Source organism: Variovorax sp. OV084, from assembly GCF_900111625.1.
In the GTDB taxonomy this organism is placed as follows: Bacteria; Pseudomonadota; Gammaproteobacteria; order Burkholderiales; family Burkholderiaceae_C; genus Variovorax.
In genome coordinates, this window is the sequence record NZ_FOII01000004.1 from 171,750 (window position 1) to 188,920 (window position 17,171).

Consider the following 17,171-nt stretch of genomic DNA (forward strand, 5'->3'; position numbering starts at 1 on the left):
TTCTGGCGTCGGTTACCAGGTGAAGGTCTTCGCGCCTTCGGCGTCGATCAGCTTCACGTCGACCGGCACCGCGGCGGGCACGTTGGCACCCCACTTCTTGGCCAGCGCGATGCCGATGGCCAGGCGGATCTGGTCGCGCGGGTACTGCGCGGTGGTGGCGATGAACTTCGAGCCGGGCTTCTGCATGGCCTTGATGGCCTCGGGTGCGCCGTCCACGCTGGTGAGCTTCACGTCCTTGCCACTGGCTTCGATGGCCGCGAGCGCGCCCATCGAGCCGCCGTCGTTCACGCTGAAAACGCCCTTCAGGTCCTTGTTGGCCTGCAGGATGTTCTCGGTCACGGTGAGCGCGGTGGCGCGTTCCTGCTTGCCGTTCTGCGTGCTCACCACCTTGATGCCGGGGTACTTGGCGAGTGCTTCGCGGCAGCCCTTCACGCGCTCCAGAATCGGCACCACGGGAATGCCGTCGAGGATGGCCACGTCGCCTTTCTCGCCGATGCTCTTTGCCAGGTATTCGCAGGCAAGGCGTCCGGCGTCGGTGTTCTTCGAGCCGACGAAGGAATCGACCGGGCCCTGCGCGTTGGCGTCCACCGCCACCACCACGAGGCCCGCCTTCTTGGCCGAGCGCACGGCCGACTGCACGCCGGTGGAGTCGGTCGGGTTCAGCAGCAGGATGTCGACCTTCTTCTGGATCATGTCTTCCACGTCGCCGATCTGCTTGGCCACGTCATGCCGCGCGTCCGTGGTGACCACGGTCGCGCCGATGCTGGCAGCTGCCTCTTCGAGCGCCTGCTTCATCGTCACGAAGTAAGGGTTGTTGAGCTCCTGGAAGGTCATGCCGATGCGCAGCGGCTGCTTCGGGGCCTGCGCCTGCGCGGCGGATGCGCCGCAGACCAGTGCGGCAGTAAGGGCGGTGGCTTTGAGGATGTTCTTCATGGTGGCTGTCTCCTTGGGTTTGTGACTGTCGAAAAACGCGGACAAAGGCTCGCCCCACGCGGTGCCCGAAGGGCCGCGTCGGTGACGACACGGGGAACACGGAAACCCGGCTACGGCGGGTTGGCGGCACGCGAGGCCGCGGCCTGCATGCGATGGAAATTGCGGAACTTGGTCGGCGGCATGCGCTTGTGCAGCAGGAACTGCCGGTTGAAGTTCGACACGTTGTTGAAGCCCACGTCCATGCAGACGTCGAGCACCGGCTTCTCGCTGTTGGTGAGAAGCTCGCAGGCGCGGCTGATGCGCAGCCGGTTCACGTAGCGCACGAACGATTGGCCCGTGTGCTTGCGGAAGGATCGCGAAAACGCGCTCGGGCTCTGGCCTACCAGCTCGGCCAGCATCGGCTCGCGCAGGTCGTCGCCGAGGTTGGCCGCGATGTGCGCCAGCACGTTGTTGATTGCGTGCGACATGAAAGCCTTGGGGTCGGGCTTGAACGCGGGGCTGGCCAGGCGCTGGCGGTCGTTGCCGTCGGCCAGCAGTTCGAGCAGCGACAGCAGCAGGATCACGCGGCGCAGGCCGCGCGCCTGCAGCAGCGATTCCATGATCGGCTTGGCCGCGGCGGCGGTTTCCACCGAGAACAGCAGGCCCGAGCCCGATTCGGCCAGCAGCGGCGCGATGCGCTCGAACTCGGGAAAGGTGCCGGCCATGTTCTGCATCAGCCCGGCCGGGAACTGGATCACGATGCCGCGCCGCTCGACGCTCTGGCCTGCGGGCACGTCGCTGATCCAGTTGTGCGGCAGGTCGGGGCCCATCAGCACGAGGTTGCCCGGCTCGAAATGGCCGACGTGGTCGCCCACGAAATACACGCCCTGGGTCTCGACGATCAGCTGGATCTCGTACTCGGGATGGAAGTGCCAGCGCACCGTGCGGTACGGGTAGCCGTGCGCCCAGCAGGTGAACGATTCGTCACCGCGGACTTCAACGATTTCCAGGTCGGGTTGCATGGGGCGGACTGTACGAACCGCTCCCGATGCCAACAACCAGAGATGGCGCCCGGAATCGATACTTTTTTGACTTCCGGGGAGGCCCGGATGGCCGATGCCGCGCCATGCATTGCGCCGCAGCAAACTCCTTTCTCCTCGGGGAGAGGAGGGGGCGAGGGCGGTATTTGCTGCGCTGCGGCAGGTGCCGGATTCGCGGAGTCAAGAATTCATAGGTGTTTTCCCGCCCCGGCAGGCCCGGGCACACTCTGGCGTCATGACGACAACAAGCTCCTCCCCTCCGGCAGCGGGCCCGCTGGCCGGCCTCAAGGTCATCGAGCTCGGGCAGCTCATCGCCGGGCCTTTCGCCGCGCGCACGCTGGGTGACTTCGGCGCCCAGGTCATCAAGATCGAGCCGCCCGGCGCGGGCGATCCGCTGCGCACCTGGCGGCTGCTGAAGGACGGCACCTCCGTCTGGTGGCAGGTGCAGTCGCGCAACAAGCGCTCGCTGGCGCTGGACCTGCGCGAACCGGAGGGGCAGGCCGTCGTGCGCAAGCTCGCGGCCGAGGCCGACGTGCTGATCGAGAACTTCCGCCCCGGCGCGATGGAAGGCTGGGGCCTCGGCCCTGACGAGCTGCTGGCCGCCAACCCTGCGCTCGTGATGCTGCGCATCAGCGGCTACGGCCAGACCGGCCCGTACCGCGACCGCCCCGGCTTCGGCGTGGTGGCCGAGGCCATGGGCGGGCTGCGCCACCTCACTGGCGAGCCGGGGCGCGTGCCGGTGCGCGTGGGGGTGTCGATAGGCGACACGCTGGCCTCGCTGCACGGCGTGATCGGCGTGCTGATGGCGATGCAGCACCGGCATGCGACGGTGAGTGCGGAATACCCGAAGGGCCGCGGGCAGGTGATCGACGTGGCGCTCTACGAGGCCGTCTTCAACTGCATGGAAAGCCTGCTGCCCGAGTACGGTGAATTCGGCGCTGTGCGCGAGGCGGCCGGCAGCGCGCTGCCGGGCATTGCGCCGACCAATGCGTACCGTTGCGCGGACGGCGGCTACGCGATCGTCGCGGGCAACGGCGACAGCATCTTTCGCCGGCTCATGGCGTGCATCGGCCGGCCCGACCTCGCGGCCGATCCTTCATTGGCCGGCAACACCGGCCGGGTGGCGCAGGTCGAGATGCTCGACGCCGCCATCGGCGACTGGACCGCGCAGCACACCGTCGACGAGGTGCTGGCCGCGCTCGACGCGGCGCATGTGCCGGGCGGCCGCATCTACACGATTGCCGACATCGCGGCCGATCCGCACTACGCCGCGCGCGGCATGCTGCAGCAGGTGCAGATGGCCGACGGCACTGCGCTCGCGGTGCCGGGCTTCGTGCCCAAGATGTCGCTCACGCCGGCCAGCCACCGGCACAACGCGCCGGCGCTGGGCGCGGACACCGATGCGGTGCTGAGGGAAATCGGCCTGAGCGCCGAGCAGATCGCCGCGCTGCACGAGCGCGGAATAGTGGGCTAGCCGATACGGGCCATTCATGGGCCTGAAATGGCCTCCGTGCGATAAACCGGGCAACAAGGAGAGTCCATGGCAGCAGCGAACAGGCGACAGGAAGCCCCGAAGCGAAACAGCAGCACCCCTGCGCGTGAAACCGAACGCGTCTACGGGACTGCGAAATGGGACTTGTCGAAATCGGACTGCGAGAAGGTGGAGCGCCTGCTGCAGCAACTGCGTCTGCGCCGCGTGGCCGTGGAGCCCAAGTTCTCCGACGACGTCATCGTGTGGCCCTCCAGGAGCGCCGTGGCTGGCGGTGCAGAGATGGCGGCACTGAGCGCAATCAATCTCGGCAACGCGGCAGAGGCGCTCGGTCAAAGAGTGGAAGGTCGCGGCATTCCCCGGATGAAGCTCATCAAGCAGCTCGACGACGTGTCCGTGATGCAGGCCAACTCGTCCGCCCTGCTGGCGATGCGCCGCAACACGCCAGGGCTGCGGGTTGCACCTGCCGCATGGGCTTATCTACAGTACATCCGGCCGCTGAGCGATGAATTGGATTCCAGCGCGATCCAGGTCGCGCCGGGGGCCAAGGTCAAGAGCTTCGAGCTGCATCTTGCGGACCCGCAGGGCAAGCCCGTGCCGGGCGTCCGGGTCAAGGCGCTCGTCGATTGGGACGGCGCACACGTGCCCGCGGTGACCGACAGCAAGGGAATCGCGAGCCTGGGAATTCCGGTGCTCTACCCGCGGGTGGAAATGATCCTGGTCGAGCCGGAACACACGCACTGGTCGGTCTTCATCAAGGGATTCGACCGGGTCGCGGCACCGAAGCGATTGAACGTGCAGGCCACGTCGCTGGTGCCCGACAGCTTCCAGCTGCTGGCGAACTACGCGCCATACGACCCTCAGGCCGGAGCGGGCGTGACGGTCGGCGTGATCGACAGCGGCGTCGGGCCGCATGCGGACATCGCCGTGGCGGGCGGCGGCTGTTTCGTCACTGGCGAGAATGCCGCGGATTTTCTCGACAACGGCATCGGGCACGGGACCCATGTCGCCGGCATCATCGCGGGCAAGAAAGCGGCCGCCACCGGCATCTATGGCCTTGCGCCGGCCTGCCGCCTGCTGGCCTACCGCGTCTGTCCGAAGACCGGCGAGCGCGGACGCGCGAAATCGACCGACATTGCCAGCGCGCTCGAACGCGCCATCAGTGACGGCTGCAACATCGTGAACATCAGCATGGGCAGCCTGGAGCCGATGCCGGAGATGCCGGACATCCTCCAGAAGGCGCGCGATGCCGGCGTTGTGGTGTTCGCGGCCACCGGCAACGACGGCCAGCCCCTGCTGCGCTACCCGGCCCGGTACAGCCACACACTGGCCGTCGGTGCGCTGGGGCGCGACGGGACATTTCCGGCCGATTGCCCCGAGAGCTTTCAGGAGAGCGAGATCCGCCGCAAGAAAGAGTTTGTCGCCGAGTTCTCGAACTACGGGCTTTCGACCGATTTCATCGGCCCCGGCGTGGCGGTGCTGTCGACGTTTCCGGGCGAAAAGTACGCAATGATGTCCGGCACCTCGATGGCCACGCCGTACTCCTCGGGCATGGCGGCCCGTCTGTTGTCAGGGAATTCGAAGCTGCTTAACATGGCAAACGGTCCTGAAAAGGCCGACGCCATCGTCAAGATGCTGTCTCAGACAGCGCAAAAGGTGGGTTGGCCAGCCGAATATGAAGGTTTTGGAGTTCTGAAGTGACAAGCGTCGTGTTGACCTACACAGGCAGCCCCGGCAAGAAATTGTCGGCGCAAGCACGGCTGCGCCGCAGCGTGCCGGGCGCGGTGCTCACGCCAAAGACGAGCACCCTGGTGGAAGCCCAGCTCGACGAGGAGCAACTGGCGGCGCTCGAGCAGAACCCGGAATGGGCCGTGTCCCAGCCTAGCTTCGCGGAAATCCGCAAACCTGTCTTCAATCTGAAAAACGCACGGGCCAAGCTCGCGAAATAGCCGCAAGGCGCCCACGGCCGCTGGTGGTCATGGAGTTTTTTGGATAGGGAGCTTCATGTCCGATACAGACATCCAGGTCGTGAGCAATTCATGGGCCGGAATCCAGCGCGTCGCCGCAACGCCGAAGCCACCTGAGTTCTTCAGGGGCCGTGAAGGCTACGCACCAGAGTTCTTCGGGGACGCCAACCGAGTGGAACTGCCGTCGATGGGCGACGCCATCTCCATGGACGACATTGCAAAGCTTGAAGACGGCTCCTTCGAACTCAAGTACCAGCACTTCAGCACGGTGCAATGCATTTCCCGGCGCGTGCCGCTTTACTCGGCGTGCAACATCGACGGGTCGAAGTCGAAGAACGTTCCGCGCCATGACACCTGGAACTACGACGGCCGCATCAAGAAGGAATACCAGATGCTGCGGGAGGCCTACGGCCCGGAGCAGGACAAGAAATTTTCCCGCGGCCACATGACGCGCAGGCAGGACCCGAACTGGGGCTCGCTGGCAACGGCGCAACGGGCCAACATCGACACCTTCTTTGCCACCAACGCCTGCCCGCAATGGCAGCCTTTCAACGATGGGCTGTGGGGCGATCTAGAGGACTACATCCTCGGCAACGCCCAGGGCGACGACAAGCGCATCAGCGTCTTCACGGGCCCGATCCTCCGGTTGGACGACCCGGAGAGATTCGGCATCCAGATCCCGCGGGACTTCTGGAAGGTGGTGGCCTTCATCAGCGAGGCGACGGGCGAGTTGAGCGCCATCGCCTATCTGATGAGCCAAGGCACCTATCTCGATTCAGGAGTGGCGCGCGACCTCGAGGACTTCGACACATCGCAGCGTCCGCTCGCGTTCGTCGAAGCAGAGACCGGGCTCAAGTTCGAAAGCCTCGAAGGGCGTGACGTGCTCGATGGCGTCGACATCGCGTTCGTCCAGCCCATCCGGCGCTACGCCGATACGAAGCTTCCAGCCTGACTGGCGCGAAGGCGCGGTCGATCAGCCGCGCAGGGATTCGATCAGGTCGATGTACTTCTGCTTGGCCTCGTCGGCGCTCGCACCCTTCTGGGCGGTCCACGCGTCCCACTTGGCGCGCGCGACGATGTCGCTGAAGCTGGGCTTCTTGGCGGTGTTGTCGCCTTCGGTGGCTTGCTTGAAAAGGCCGTAGATCTTCAGCAGCGTCGGGTTGTCGGGGCGCTCGGCGAGCAGCTTGGAGTTGGCCTGGGCGGCTTCGAATTGGGCGTTGAGATCAGACATGGCGGTCGAATTGAAGAAAAGCGGAAACCGTGCATCTTAAATTGCGCGGTACCCGGTGGTACCAGATTCAGTCCTTCAGCCCCGCCCGCGCCAGCTCCACATCGAGCCGCTCCCGCGCATCGGCCGGCTTCAGCCCTGCAGCTCTTTCATATAGCCGCGTTGCCTCGCCCGTGCGCGATTCGCCGTGCAGCATCAGCTGCGCGCGGGCGTATTCCATCATTCCGGCGGCCGAATGGGGGTGCAGTTCGAGGCCGCGTTCGAACAGCTCGAGCGAGGTCTCGGCACGCACGCCGTAGGTCATGCGCCCGACCAGCGCACCGACCTTGTCGATCACCTCGGCGTGGAACGAAGCCAGCGCGAGGTGCGCGTCCGCGTGCCGCGGCTGCAGCTCGATCACGCGCTCCAGCGCTCCCTTGAGCTTGCTGCCCAGTCCCTGCGCCAGCGCACGCGCCACGCTGATGCCCTGGCTGTAGCGGCCCAGTGCGTAGGACTGCCAGTAGAGCGCCTGGCAGTTCTCGGGCTCGGCAGCGGCCTGCGCGCTCGCGCGCTCGATCACCTGGCGGAACATCGCGAGCCGCACGGCCTCGCGCGGTTCGACGTAGTTGGCGTAGATCGCGGTCGCCTGGTTGGCCAGCGCCAGCCCTTCGGCGCCCTGCAGCAGGCCGATGGCGGCGGCGCGTTCGAATTCGCCGCTGTGGTACAGCGCCCAGCCTTCGGCGAGCGCAGAGCTTTCGGCCGGCAGCGGCAGCTCGTGGCCGGCATGCAGGCGCGGCCAATGGAGCAGCACGCTGCGGGCATCGAAACGGGGCACGTCGGCCCAGGGCAGGGGCGTCCAGGGGGCCGCGTCGGCGGTGGCAAGCGGGCTGGCAGACATCAGCGAGAGCGGTTTGAAATCGGGGTGGGGCATGGTTGCTAGACCGCCATATCGACCGGGGAAGCCGCGGCGCCTGCGCTGCTGCCGGCACCGCTGTTGCTGGAATCTTCGCCGTTGTAGGCATTGCTGAGTGTCAGCAGATGCCGCCGTTGTTCCCGCCCGAGGTAGGGCGCGAGCAGGTGCAGGGTGTGGTGGCCGCCGCGCATCAGCGCGCCCTGCGCATGCGCGGGCTCCAGCGCCTCGCGCGGGTTGCGCACGTATTCATAGCTGAGCCAGTAGGTCAGCACCACGACCATGCTCTGCGCGAGCGTGTCGACCTCGTGCGCGTCGATCTCGAGGTGGCCGGCGCGGCTCAGGCCGGCGATCAGCTGGCGGATGGCGCGCGCCTTGTTTTTCAGCACCAGCTGAAACTGGGTTTCCAGCCGCCGGTTCTTGCTGAGCAGGTCGTTGAGGTCGCGGTAGAGAAAGCGGTAGCGCCAGATCAGCTCGAACAGGCTGTGCATGAAGAACCACGCGTCCTCCACGTCGTGGACGCCTTCGCTCGCGTGCAGCAGCTCGTTGAGTTCGGTCTCGTAGGCTTCGTAGAGCTTGTTGATCAGCTCTTCCTTGGCCGGGTAGTGGTAGTACAGGTTGCCCGGACTGATGTTGAGTTCGCCCGCCACCAGGGTGGTCGAGACGTTCGGCTCCCCGAAGCGGTTGAACAGATCCAATGCGGCTTCGAGGATGCGTTGCGCCGTGCGGCGTGGCGCCTTCTTTGCCATGTCGGTGCCCCCGGTTGTCTCGTGGTCTCTTGGGGGCACTCTAGCGCATGTGCACCGCACCATGAACGGTGCGGGACATGTTTTGCCGCGCTGATTTTTTGTGCAGTGCCGCAATACCGACCGGTCGGCAGACGGCGCGGGCTGGCTCAGCCGGCTTTGCTGCGACGCAAGGTTTTCTTGGCGGCCGGCGCGGCCGTCTTGCGGGCCGCGGTCTTGCGGGGAGCGGCGGCGGCGCCCTGCGATTTCTTCAGCTGTGCTTCGAGCGCCTCGACGCGCGCCTGCAGCGCGGCCATGTCGGCAGCGCTGGGAATGCCGAGCTTTTCGAGGGCGCGCGCCACGCGTTCTTCAAAAATGTTCTCCAGCTTGCCCCACTGGCCCGCGGCCTTGGTGCCGAACTCGCTGGCGAAGCCGGCCATGCGTTGCTGGGCCTGGGACAGGGTTTCCTCGGCGGCCTGCTGGGTCTTCTTCTGCATGCCGGCGCCGTCCTTGACCAGCGCCTCGAAGGCCTTGCTGCCTTCCTGCTGCATCTTGGCGAAGGCGCCGAGCCCGGCAAGCCAGATCTGCTGGGCGGAATCCTTGATGCGGTCTGCGGCCTTGCCGTTGCTGTCGTCGTCCTGGGTAGCCATGCGAATGTTCCTTTGCAAACAATCGGCCGACTCTAGCCGTTCGACGTGCTTCCCATTAGAGCTTCGCGTCTATGAGGCCAAGCCTCCCCGGGAAGGCTCAGGGCGTTGCGCCCGCCGCGCGGCTCGCGTCGAGATGCGCCTTCGCGCGCTCGGCCAGCGCCATTTCACCGGGCGTGCCGGGCACATAGGCCTCGACCGGCAGCGGCCGCCCGTGCGAGTCGACCGAGACGAACACGATCAGGCATTCGGTGGTCTTTTCCATCGAGCCGCCCTTCATGTCGCCGCTGCGCACCTCTACCGAGATGTTCATGCTGGTGTTGCCGGTGTAGGCCAGGCGGGCCTCCACCTCGACGAGGTCGCCGATCATGATCGGCCGGTGAAAGCGGATGCTGCCGATGAAGGCGGTGACGCAATACCGCTTGGCCCAGCTGGTCGCACAGGCGTAGCCGGCCTCGTCGATCCACTTCATGACCGTGCCGCCGTGGACCTTGCCACCGAAGTTGACGGTGCTGGGCTCGGCGAGAAAACGCAGGGTGATCGAAGACATGGGGGCCGCCTTTTCGGATATGGCTATGGGGTGGGGAGCCGCGATTATGCGAGCGGGCGCACGCTTGCGGATGCCGCCCGTCGTCCGGGCATGCACGCTCAGTCAGTCGGCTGCTAGCTGCCGCTGAACAGCTGGGCCAGGGTGCGCCGCAGCCAGGCATTGCCCGGGTCGGCATGAAAGCGCTCGTGCCAGTGCTGCTTCACCGCATAGGCCGGCAGCGTGAAGGGCGGCTCCAGCAGCTTCACCGGCTCCTGCGTGGCCAGCACCTTGCCGAGGATGCGCGGCACCACCACGATCAGCTCGGTGTGCGCCACGATGCGCGCCACGCTCAGGAAGCTCGACAGCCGCACCACCACGTCGCGCTTCAGGCCCAGCCGCGCGATGGTCGTGTCGACGATGGCGTGCCCGGTGCCCGAGGTCGACACCACCGCATGCGCCTCCGCCTCGAAGCGCTTGCGCGTGAGCTTCGCGCCGATGCGCGGATGGTTCTGCGCCGCCAGGCAGACGAAGTTCTGCATGAACAGCGTCTGCTGGTAGAAGCCCGCGTCCAGCTGCGGCATGAAGCCCACGGCCAGGTCGACCTCGCCGTCCTGCAGGCGGCGCCCGCTGATGGTCGAGATGATCTCGGTCTCGATATGCACCCCCGGCGCCGCGCGCCGCAGGTGGTCGAGCAGGCCGGGCAGCAGCACCACCTCGCTGATGTCGGTCATGCAGATGCGAAAGCGCCGCTGCGCCTGCGCGGGCTCGAAGCTGCTGCGGTTGCCCTGGGCCTGCGCCAGCTGGGCCAGCGCCTCGCGCAGGTTCGGATAGATGCGCTCGGCATGCGGTGTGGGCTGCATGCCCTGGGCGGTGCGGGTGAACAGGCGGTCGTCGAAGTGCGCGCGCAGCTTGTTCAGCGCGGTGCTGGCCGCGGCCTGCGCCATGCCCAGCCGCTCGGCCGCCTTCGAGACGTTGCCGGTCTTGTAGACCTCGTCGAACACGGCGAGCCATTCGAGATCGAGCTTGGACATCGGGGGCTCCTGCGTACGGTGAAAGGCACCATTATCGAAATTTCGAATTCCGTGTATTGGCTATCGGTCTTGAGGAAATAGTGGTGCGGCTCAACAATGCCGCCACGGAGACACCCACGCCATGAAACCCGCGCCTTCCAATGCGGCAGAACGCCGCGACTACTACGCCAGCATCCGCCCGCTGAACCTCACGCCGCTGTGGGAATCGCTGCACGCGCTGGTGCCGCGCGAACCGCAGACGCCCTGCGTGCCCGCGCTGTGGCGCTACGACGAGATCCGTCCGCTGCTGATGGAGTCGGCCGAGCTCATCACCGCCGAAGAGGCCGTGCGCCGCGTGCTGGTGCTCGAGAACCCGGCGCTGCCCGGCAACTCGTCGATCACGCAGTCGCTCTACGCGGGCCTGCAGCTCATCATGCCGGGCGAGGTGGCGCCTTCGCATCGCCACGTGCAGTCGGCGCTGCGCTTCATCGTCGACGGCAAGGGCGCCTACACCACGGTGGGCGGCGAACGCACCACCATGTACCCCGGCGACTTCATCATCACGCCCTCGTGGGCCTGGCACGACCATGGCAACGAAGGCCTCGGCGGCAGCGTGGAGCCGGTGGTGTGGCTCGACGGGCTCGACATTCCGATGCTGCGCTTCTTCGACGCAGGCTTCGCCGAGAACGACGACGCCAAGGTGCAGCACGTGTCGCGCCCCGAAGGCAACAGCCTCGCGCGCTTCGGCCACAACATGGTGCCGGTGCGGCACGACCACACATCGGCCACCTCGCCGATCTTCAACTACCCCTACGCACGCAGCCGCGAGGCGCTGGCGCAACTGCAGACGCAGGAAGCGCCCGACGCCTGGCTGGGCCACAAGCTGCGCTACATCAACCCGCTGACGGGCGGCTCGCCGATGCCGACCATCTCGACCAACCTGCAACTGCTGCCAAAGGGCTTCGCGGGCAAGACGCACCGCGCGACCGATGGCGCGGTGTACAGCGTGGTCGAAGGCCACGGCACGGCCGAGATCGCCGGCCAGCGCTTCGAGTTCGGTCCGCGCGACACCTTCGTGGTGCCTTCGTGGGCGCCGCTGCGGCTGTCGTCGCCGGGCGAAGACAGCGTGCTCTTCAGCTTTTCCGATCGCCCGGTGCAGCAGGCCATGGGCATCCTGCGCGAAGCCTTTCTCGAAGACGCCTGAAGCCCGGGCGACCCTTCTTTTCTTTTTTTGTTCGACCGTGTGCCGCCACGCGCGGCAGGAGCCTTCATGTCCTTCGTCTTCACGCCTCCTTCCATCGTCGGCCTGCCCATCGTGGGCTCCGACCAGCAGTTCCCCGTGCGCCGCGTCTACTGCGTCGGCCGCAACTACGCGGCCCATGCACGCGAGATGGGTTTCGACCCCGACCGCGAACCGCCTTTCTTCTTCTGCAAGCCGAACGACGACGCTTCCGTGGTGCCGGTGTTCGACGGCAAGGGCGCGTCCATTCCCTACCCGCCGCTCACGAGCAACTACCACTACGAAGCCGAGCTGGTGGTTGCCATCGGCAAGGGCGGCAAGGACATTCCGGTCGACCGGGCCGCAAGCCACATCCACAGCTACGCCGTGGGCCTGGACATGACCCGCCGCGACCTGCAGATGAAGATGCGCGAGCAGGGCCGCCCATGGGAAATCGGCAAGGCCTTCGACTTCTCCGCGCCCATCGCGCCGCTGCGCACGCTGGCCGACGTGGGCGAGATCAACGCCGGCGCCATCGTGCTCGAAGTCGACGGACAGGTGCGCCAGAACAGCGACATCACGCACCTGATCTGGTCGGTGAACGAAGTCATCGCCAACCTGTCGACGCTCTTCACGCTGCAGCCCGGCGACCTGATCTTCACCGGCACGCCCGAAGGCGTGGGCGCGGTGAAGCCCGGCCAGACGATCAAGGTGAGCATCGACCGCCTGCCGTCGCTGACCGTGCACATCGACTGATTTCCTTCACCGCACAGGCCCGCCATGACCCCATCGAAGAACCCTCCCACCGTGCTGCTGGTCGGCGGCGGCATCGGCGGCATGGCCGCGGCGCTGGCGCTCGCGCGCCTGGGCGTTTCCATCGACCTGCTCGAACAGAGCGCCACCATCGGCGAGATCGGCGCCGGCCTGCAGCTAGGGCCCAATGCCTTCGCCGCGCTCGACGCGCTGGGCGTGGGCGAGGCGGTGCGCCGGGGCTCGGTGTTCACCGACAGGCTGGTGATGATGGACGCGGTCGATTGCGGTGAAGTGGCCTCGGTGCCGGTCGGCGAAGCCTTCCGCGCGCGCTTCAGGAATCCCTATGCGGTGAGTCACCGTGCCGACCTTCATGGCGCAATCCACGAGGCGGTGAAGCAGCATCCGCTGATCCGCTTCCACACCTCGGCGCAGGTCGAGGCTATCGATATGGGCGGTCAGGGCGTCACTGCCGTCACGAGCGATGGCCGGCAGTTCAAGGCCGACGCCATCGTCGGCTGCGACGGCGTGAAGTCGGTGGTGCGCAGCAAACTCATCGGCGATGCGCCGCGCGTGTCGGGCCACGTGGTCTACCGCGCCGTGGTGCCTGCGGCCGACATGCCGGCCGACTTGCGCTGGAACGCGCCCGTGGTCTGGGCCGGCCCCAACTGCCATTTGGTGCACTACCCTCTGCGCCATGGCGAGCAATACAACCTGGTCGTCACATTCCACAGCCGCGAGCAGGAGGAGTGGGGCGTGACCGACGGCAGCAAGGAAGAAGTGCTCTCGTACTTCGAGGGCGTGCACGCGCGTCCGCGCCAGCTGCTAGACCGTCCGACCTCGTGGCGCCGCTGGAGCACGGCCGATCGCGATCCGGTCGAACGCTGGAGCGAGGGGCCGGCCACGCTGCTGGGCGATGCGGCGCATCCCATGATGCAGTACCTCGCGCAGGGCGCGTGCATGGCGCTCGAAGACGCGGTGACGCTCGGCGAGGCGGTGAAGGCCTGCGGCTTCGACATGACCGCCGCGTTCAAGCTCTATGAAGCTGCACGCATCGCCCGCACGGCGCGCGTGGTGCTGTCGGTGCGCGAGATGGGGCGGCTGTATCACGCCAAGGGCGTGGAGCGCCTTGTGCGCAACAGCCTGTGGATCGGCCGCTCGCCCGAGCGCTTCTACGATGCGGTCGAATGGCTGTACGCCTGGCGGCCCGAGCATTGCCTGGACGATGCGCCCGAGGCGCTGCGGCCATCTGCCGAAGCGGCCGCCATGGCCGCCGCGCTTTCGCTGCACTGACACCCGTTGCTTCCAACATTCATAACCATCGAGGCCCCAGGCCCAGGAGACAAGACATGAACTTTTCGCGCGCACTTCTGGCAGGCGTCCTCGCCTTGACGGCGGCGACAGGCGCCATGGCGCAAGCCGGCGACTTCCCCAACAAGCCCGTGACCCTCGTCACCCCCTTCGCGGCTGGCAGCGGCCCCGACGCGGTGCTGCGCCTGGTCTCCGACAAGCTCTCGCGCCTGTGGGGCCAGCGCGTGCTGATCGACAACAAGCCCGGTGGCGGCGGCTTCATCGCCATCGACCAGGCCCGCCGCGCCGCGCCCGACGGCTACACGCTGCTGCAGCTCGACAGCGAGCACATCGCCGCGCTGCCGCACCTGTACAAGTCGCGCAACTTCGTGACGCTGCAGCACTTCGACCCGGTGGCATCGCTCTTTCGCACGCCCTTCTTCGTGGCCGTGGGCACCGACTCGAAGTGGAAGAATATGAGCGACCTGATTGCCGCCGCCAAGGCCAACCCCGACGGCATCGTCTACGGCTCGTGGGGCGTGGGCAGCCCGGGCCACCTGGGTGCGCAGCAGCTCGAGGCGCTCACCGGCATCCACATGCGTCATGCGCCGTACCGCGAGGTGTCGCAGCTGTTCTCCAACGTGGGCGCGGGCGAGGTGCCGTGGAGCTTCGCGAGCATTCCGTCGAGCCAGGGCATCTACAAGGCGGGCAAGCTGCGCTACCTGGCCATCGCGGCGCCCAAGCGCATCCCGCAGATGCCCGACGTGCCGACCATGGCCGAGGCCGGCGGCCCGGCCTCGCTGGAGGTCAATTCGTTCGTGTCGCTGCTCGCGCCCAAGGGTGTGCCGGCAGCCATCAAGGCGAAGATCAATGCCGACGTGGCCAAGGTCATCGCCGACCCCGAGATCCGCGCCCGCTTCGACACCTTCGCCTTCGAGCCGCTGGCCTGGTCGCCAGAGGAAATCGAGCGCAATGCCGAGGCCAAGTCGAAGGTGTACGGCGAGCTGGTGCGCAGGGGCAACATCAGCCTCGAATAGCGGGGGGCGTGGCTTGCCCGGTGTCTTGCTCGACAGTTAAGCTGGCCCTCTTTAGTTTTTGACAACTTTTTCACACTTCTTTTCATGCAAGCCACCAAGAGAGCTCTCCTGATTGCCTGCGGTCTGGCGGCCGCCGCCACCGCGCTGCCGCTGAGCGCCAATGCAGAGAACGCCGCCTGGCCGACCAAGCCGATCCGCCTGCTCGTGGGCTTCCCGGGCGGCTCCACGCCCGACATCGCGGCGCGCACCATCGCCGAGCCGCTGTCGAAGGCGCTGGGCCAACCGATCGTGGTCGACAACAAGGCCGGCGCCTCGGGCAACATCGCGGCCGACCAAGTGGCCAAGGCCACCGACGACCACACGCTGGGCATCGTCATCAACGGCAACCTCACGTCGTCGAAGATGCTGTACGCCAGGCTGCCGTACGACCCGGTGAAAGACTTCACCTACCTGTCGCTGATCGCGACCGCGCCGCTCGTGCTGGTGGCGCAGAACAACCTGCCCTCCGGCACCGCCTTCTTCGACGAGGGCCGCAAGGCCGGCGACAAGTGGAACTACGGCTCGGTGGGCATCGGCTCGGTCGGGCACCTGGGCATGGAACTGCTCAAGACCCGCGTGCCCGGCTTCAAGCCCGAGCACGTGCCCTACCAGGGCAACCCGCAGGTCATTACCGCGATGCTGGGCGACCAGGTGCAGATGGGCCTGATCCCGCCGGGCGTGGCCATGCCGCAGATCAGGGCCGGCAAGCTCAAGGCCATCGGCCTCACGGGCGGCCGCAGCGCGCTGGTGCCCGAGATCCCGCCGCTGTCGGAAGCCGGCGTGAAGGACTTCAATCTCGAAGTGTGGGTGGCGCTGCTCGGCCCGGCCAACCTGTCGAAGGCGGCACAGGCGCGCATCAGCCGCGAACTCGAAGTGGTCATGAAGAACCCGGACGTGCGCCGCAAGCTCTTCGAGCAAGGCTGGCAGGCCGTGGGCACCTCGCCGGACGGGATGCGCACGCGCGTCAACGAAGAGGCGGCGATCATGACCAAGATCATTTCCGCACGCGGAATCAAGCTCCAGTGATGACTACGTCTCCCACAACATTGCATGAACCGGCGCGCGAGCTGCCGGTCTTCGGTGAATACGACGTGGTGGTGGTCGGCGGCGGCCCCGCCGGCATCGCCGCTGCCGTGAGCGCTGCACGCCACGGTGCCAACACGCTGCTGGTGGAGCGCTACGGCTTTCTCGGCGGCATGGGGACGGCCGGCGGCGTTACCAACTTCGCGGGCCTGTACGGCAAGCGCAAGGGCGAGATGACGCAGCTGGTGCACGGCGTGGTCGACGAGCTGATCGACCGCATCGCCGGCCTCAACGGCATGAACCAGCCGCAGAACGGCATGGGCGGGCGCATCTGCGTGCGCTCGTACGACACCTCGGCCTACAAGCTGGCCGCTGACCAGTTGCTCGACGCCGCGGGCGTGAAGCTGCTGTTCCATGCGTACGCGGCCGCGGTGATCCGCGAGGGCAGCCGCATCGCGGCGCTGGTGGTCGAGACCAAGTCGGGCCGCCAGGCCATTCGCGCCAACGCCTTCATCGACGCCAGCGGCGACGCCGACGTGGCGGCCTTTGCCGGCGTGCCCTTCGAGGTGGGCGACGGACACGGCAGCGGGCTGTTCCCGACCACCATGTTCCGCATCGGCCAGGTCGACGCGCCGGCCGCGTTGGAGGCGGTGGGCGAGTTCAAGGCCATCAACGACTACATGGCGCGCACCGAACAGCAGAAGCCGGGCGTCTACAAGTTTCCGCGCGAAGGCGCCATCCTGCGGCCCAACAAGGACCCGCGCGAATGGCGCGCCAACGTCACGCAGATCCGCAACGCCCAGGGCCGCGCGATGAACGGTGTCGATGCGCGCGAGCTCACCGAGGGCGAGCTCGAAGGCCGCCGCCAGATCAGCGAGTACTTCAAGTTTTTGAAGGCCGAGGTGCCGGGCTTCGCGCAGTCGTCCATCGTGGAGATCGCGCCGCAAGTCGGCATTCGCGAGACGCGGCGCATCCAGGGGCTCTACGCGCTCGGGCGCGAAGACATCCTGGGCTCGGCGAAGTTCGACGACAACATCGGCCTGAATGCCTGGCCGATGGAAATGCACGCAGACGGCCGTATCGAATGGGCCTTTCCGCGCGACGAAGCCAACGCCTACAACCACCTGCCGTGGCGCATGCTGGTGCCGCAGACGCTCGACAACCTGCTGGTGGCCGGCCGCTGCGCGTCGATGACGCACGAGGGCCAGTCGGCCGCGCGCGCGAGCGGTGGCTGCTTCGTCATGGGGCAGGCCGCGGGTACGGCGGCAGCGTCGCTGGGCAGCACGGCCTTCGCGAAGGTCGATGTGCCGGCCCTGCAGAAAAAGCTGGCCGCCGACGGCGCCGACCTCGACCGCTGAGCACGGTGGCGCGCTAGAG

General features: G+C 67.0%; 18 protein-coding genes. 10 read left to right on the top strand and 8 right to left on the bottom strand.

Features of this window, described 5'->3' with window-relative positions; genetic code table 11:
* Positions 1 to 12 precede the first annotated feature (12 nt).
* The gene (locus tag BMW87_RS13590) at positions 13 to 933 is read right to left on the bottom strand and encodes an ABC transporter substrate-binding protein (protein ID WP_093053723.1); all 921 of its coding nucleotides are present in this window, start codon (positions 931 to 933) and stop codon (positions 13 to 15) included.
* A gap of 110 nt (positions 934 to 1,043) precedes the next feature.
* A complete protein-coding gene (locus BMW87_RS13595; protein ID WP_093076831.1) occupies positions 1,044 to 1,934 on the bottom strand; it encodes a helix-turn-helix domain-containing protein in 891 nt (296 codons plus the stop codon).
* Between the two features lie 253 nt (positions 1,935 to 2,187).
* Here BMW87_RS13595 and BMW87_RS13600 point away from each other — a divergent pair, with 253 nt between their 5' ends.
* The 4 genes from BMW87_RS13600 to BMW87_RS13615 all read left to right on the top strand — a co-directional run bounded on the left by BMW87_RS13600 (position 2,188) and on the right by BMW87_RS13615 (position 6,360).
* Positions 2,188 to 3,426 carry a CaiB/BaiF CoA transferase family protein gene (locus tag BMW87_RS13600; protein WP_093076833.1) on the top strand — a complete coding sequence of 413 codons (1,239 nt, stop codon included), beginning with the start codon at positions 2,188 to 2,190 and terminating at the stop codon, positions 3,424 to 3,426.
* Positions 3,427 to 3,612: 186 nt separating this feature from the next.
* On the top strand, positions 3,613 to 5,142 hold the full coding sequence (locus BMW87_RS13605; protein ID WP_256216754.1) for a S8 family peptidase: 1,530 nt from the start codon (positions 3,613 to 3,615) through the stop codon (positions 5,140 to 5,142).
* A complete protein-coding gene (locus tag BMW87_RS13610; RefSeq protein ID WP_097200545.1) occupies positions 5,139 to 5,390 on the top strand; it encodes a hypothetical protein in 252 nt (83 codons plus the stop codon). The genes BMW87_RS13605 and BMW87_RS13610 overlap by 4 nt, the downstream gene beginning before the upstream one ends.
* A 55-nt stretch (positions 5,391 to 5,445) precedes the next feature.
* The gene (locus tag BMW87_RS13615) at positions 5,446 to 6,360 is read left to right on the top strand and encodes a DNA/RNA non-specific endonuclease (RefSeq protein WP_093053738.1); all 915 of its coding nucleotides are present in this window, start codon (positions 5,446 to 5,448) and stop codon (positions 6,358 to 6,360) included.
* Between the two features lie 21 nt (positions 6,361 to 6,381).
* Here BMW87_RS13615 and BMW87_RS13620 read toward each other — a convergent pair whose 3' ends face one another.
* From BMW87_RS13620 to BMW87_RS13645, 6 genes are all read right to left on the bottom strand, one after another.
* Entirely contained in the window at positions 6,382 to 6,639 is a 258-nt protein-coding gene (locus tag BMW87_RS13620) for an acyl-CoA-binding protein (protein WP_007835415.1), read from the bottom strand.
* Between the two features lie 67 nt (positions 6,640 to 6,706).
* On the bottom strand, positions 6,707 to 7,546 hold the full coding sequence (locus tag BMW87_RS13625) for a tetratricopeptide repeat protein (RefSeq protein ID WP_093076836.1): 840 nt from the start codon (positions 7,544 to 7,546) through the stop codon (positions 6,707 to 6,709).
* A gap of 5 nt (positions 7,547 to 7,551) precedes the next feature.
* On the bottom strand, positions 7,552 to 8,274 hold the full coding sequence (locus BMW87_RS13630) for a TetR/AcrR family transcriptional regulator (RefSeq protein ID WP_093053744.1): 723 nt from the start codon (positions 8,272 to 8,274) through the stop codon (positions 7,552 to 7,554).
* A 146-nt stretch (positions 8,275 to 8,420) separates the two neighbouring features.
* The gene (locus BMW87_RS13635; RefSeq protein ID WP_093053746.1) at positions 8,421 to 8,900 is read right to left on the bottom strand and encodes a phasin family protein; all 480 of its coding nucleotides are present in this window, start codon (positions 8,898 to 8,900) and stop codon (positions 8,421 to 8,423) included.
* A gap of 97 nt (positions 8,901 to 8,997) precedes the next feature.
* Positions 8,998 to 9,447, bottom strand: a complete 450-nt coding sequence (locus BMW87_RS13640; protein WP_093053749.1) for an acyl-CoA thioesterase — start codon at positions 9,445 to 9,447, stop codon at positions 8,998 to 9,000.
* Positions 9,448 to 9,560: 113 nt separating this feature from the next.
* Positions 9,561 to 10,457 (bottom strand): LysR family transcriptional regulator, encoded by an 897-nt coding sequence (locus tag BMW87_RS13645; RefSeq protein WP_093053751.1) that lies wholly within the window; start codon positions 10,455 to 10,457, stop codon positions 9,561 to 9,563.
* A gap of 121 nt (positions 10,458 to 10,578) precedes the next feature.
* On the opposite strand from BMW87_RS13645, the gene gtdA reads away from it, so the two are divergent.
* The 6 genes from gtdA to BMW87_RS13675 all read left to right on the top strand — a co-directional run bounded on the left by gtdA (position 10,579) and on the right by BMW87_RS13675 (position 17,152).
* On the top strand, positions 10,579 to 11,640 hold the full coding sequence (gene gtdA, locus BMW87_RS13650) for a gentisate 1,2-dioxygenase (RefSeq protein ID WP_093076837.1): 1,062 nt from the start codon (positions 10,579 to 10,581) through the stop codon (positions 11,638 to 11,640).
* A 66-nt stretch (positions 11,641 to 11,706) separates the two neighbouring features.
* Positions 11,707 to 12,411, top strand: a complete 705-nt coding sequence (locus BMW87_RS13655; protein WP_093076839.1) for a fumarylacetoacetate hydrolase family protein — start codon at positions 11,707 to 11,709, stop codon at positions 12,409 to 12,411.
* 24 nt (positions 12,412 to 12,435) lie between these two features.
* Positions 12,436 to 13,698 (top strand): 3-hydroxybenzoate 6-monooxygenase, encoded by a 1,263-nt coding sequence (locus BMW87_RS13660; RefSeq protein WP_093076840.1) that lies wholly within the window; start codon positions 12,436 to 12,438, stop codon positions 13,696 to 13,698.
* 56 nt (positions 13,699 to 13,754) lie between these two features.
* Positions 13,755 to 14,732: a Bug family tripartite tricarboxylate transporter substrate binding protein gene (locus BMW87_RS13665; RefSeq protein ID WP_093053763.1), complete on the top strand. Its 978-nt coding sequence runs from the start codon at positions 13,755 to 13,757 to the stop codon at positions 14,730 to 14,732.
* 84 nt (positions 14,733 to 14,816) lie between these two features.
* Entirely contained in the window at positions 14,817 to 15,797 is a 981-nt protein-coding gene (locus BMW87_RS13670; RefSeq protein ID WP_093053766.1) for a Bug family tripartite tricarboxylate transporter substrate binding protein, read from the top strand.
* Positions 15,797 to 17,152, top strand: coding sequence for an FAD-dependent oxidoreductase (locus BMW87_RS13675; protein WP_093076842.1), 1,356 nt, complete (start codon positions 15,797 to 15,799; stop codon positions 17,150 to 17,152). Before BMW87_RS13670 ends, BMW87_RS13675 begins: the two co-directional genes overlap by 1 nt.
* The last annotated feature ends 19 nt before the right edge of the window (positions 17,153 to 17,171 follow it).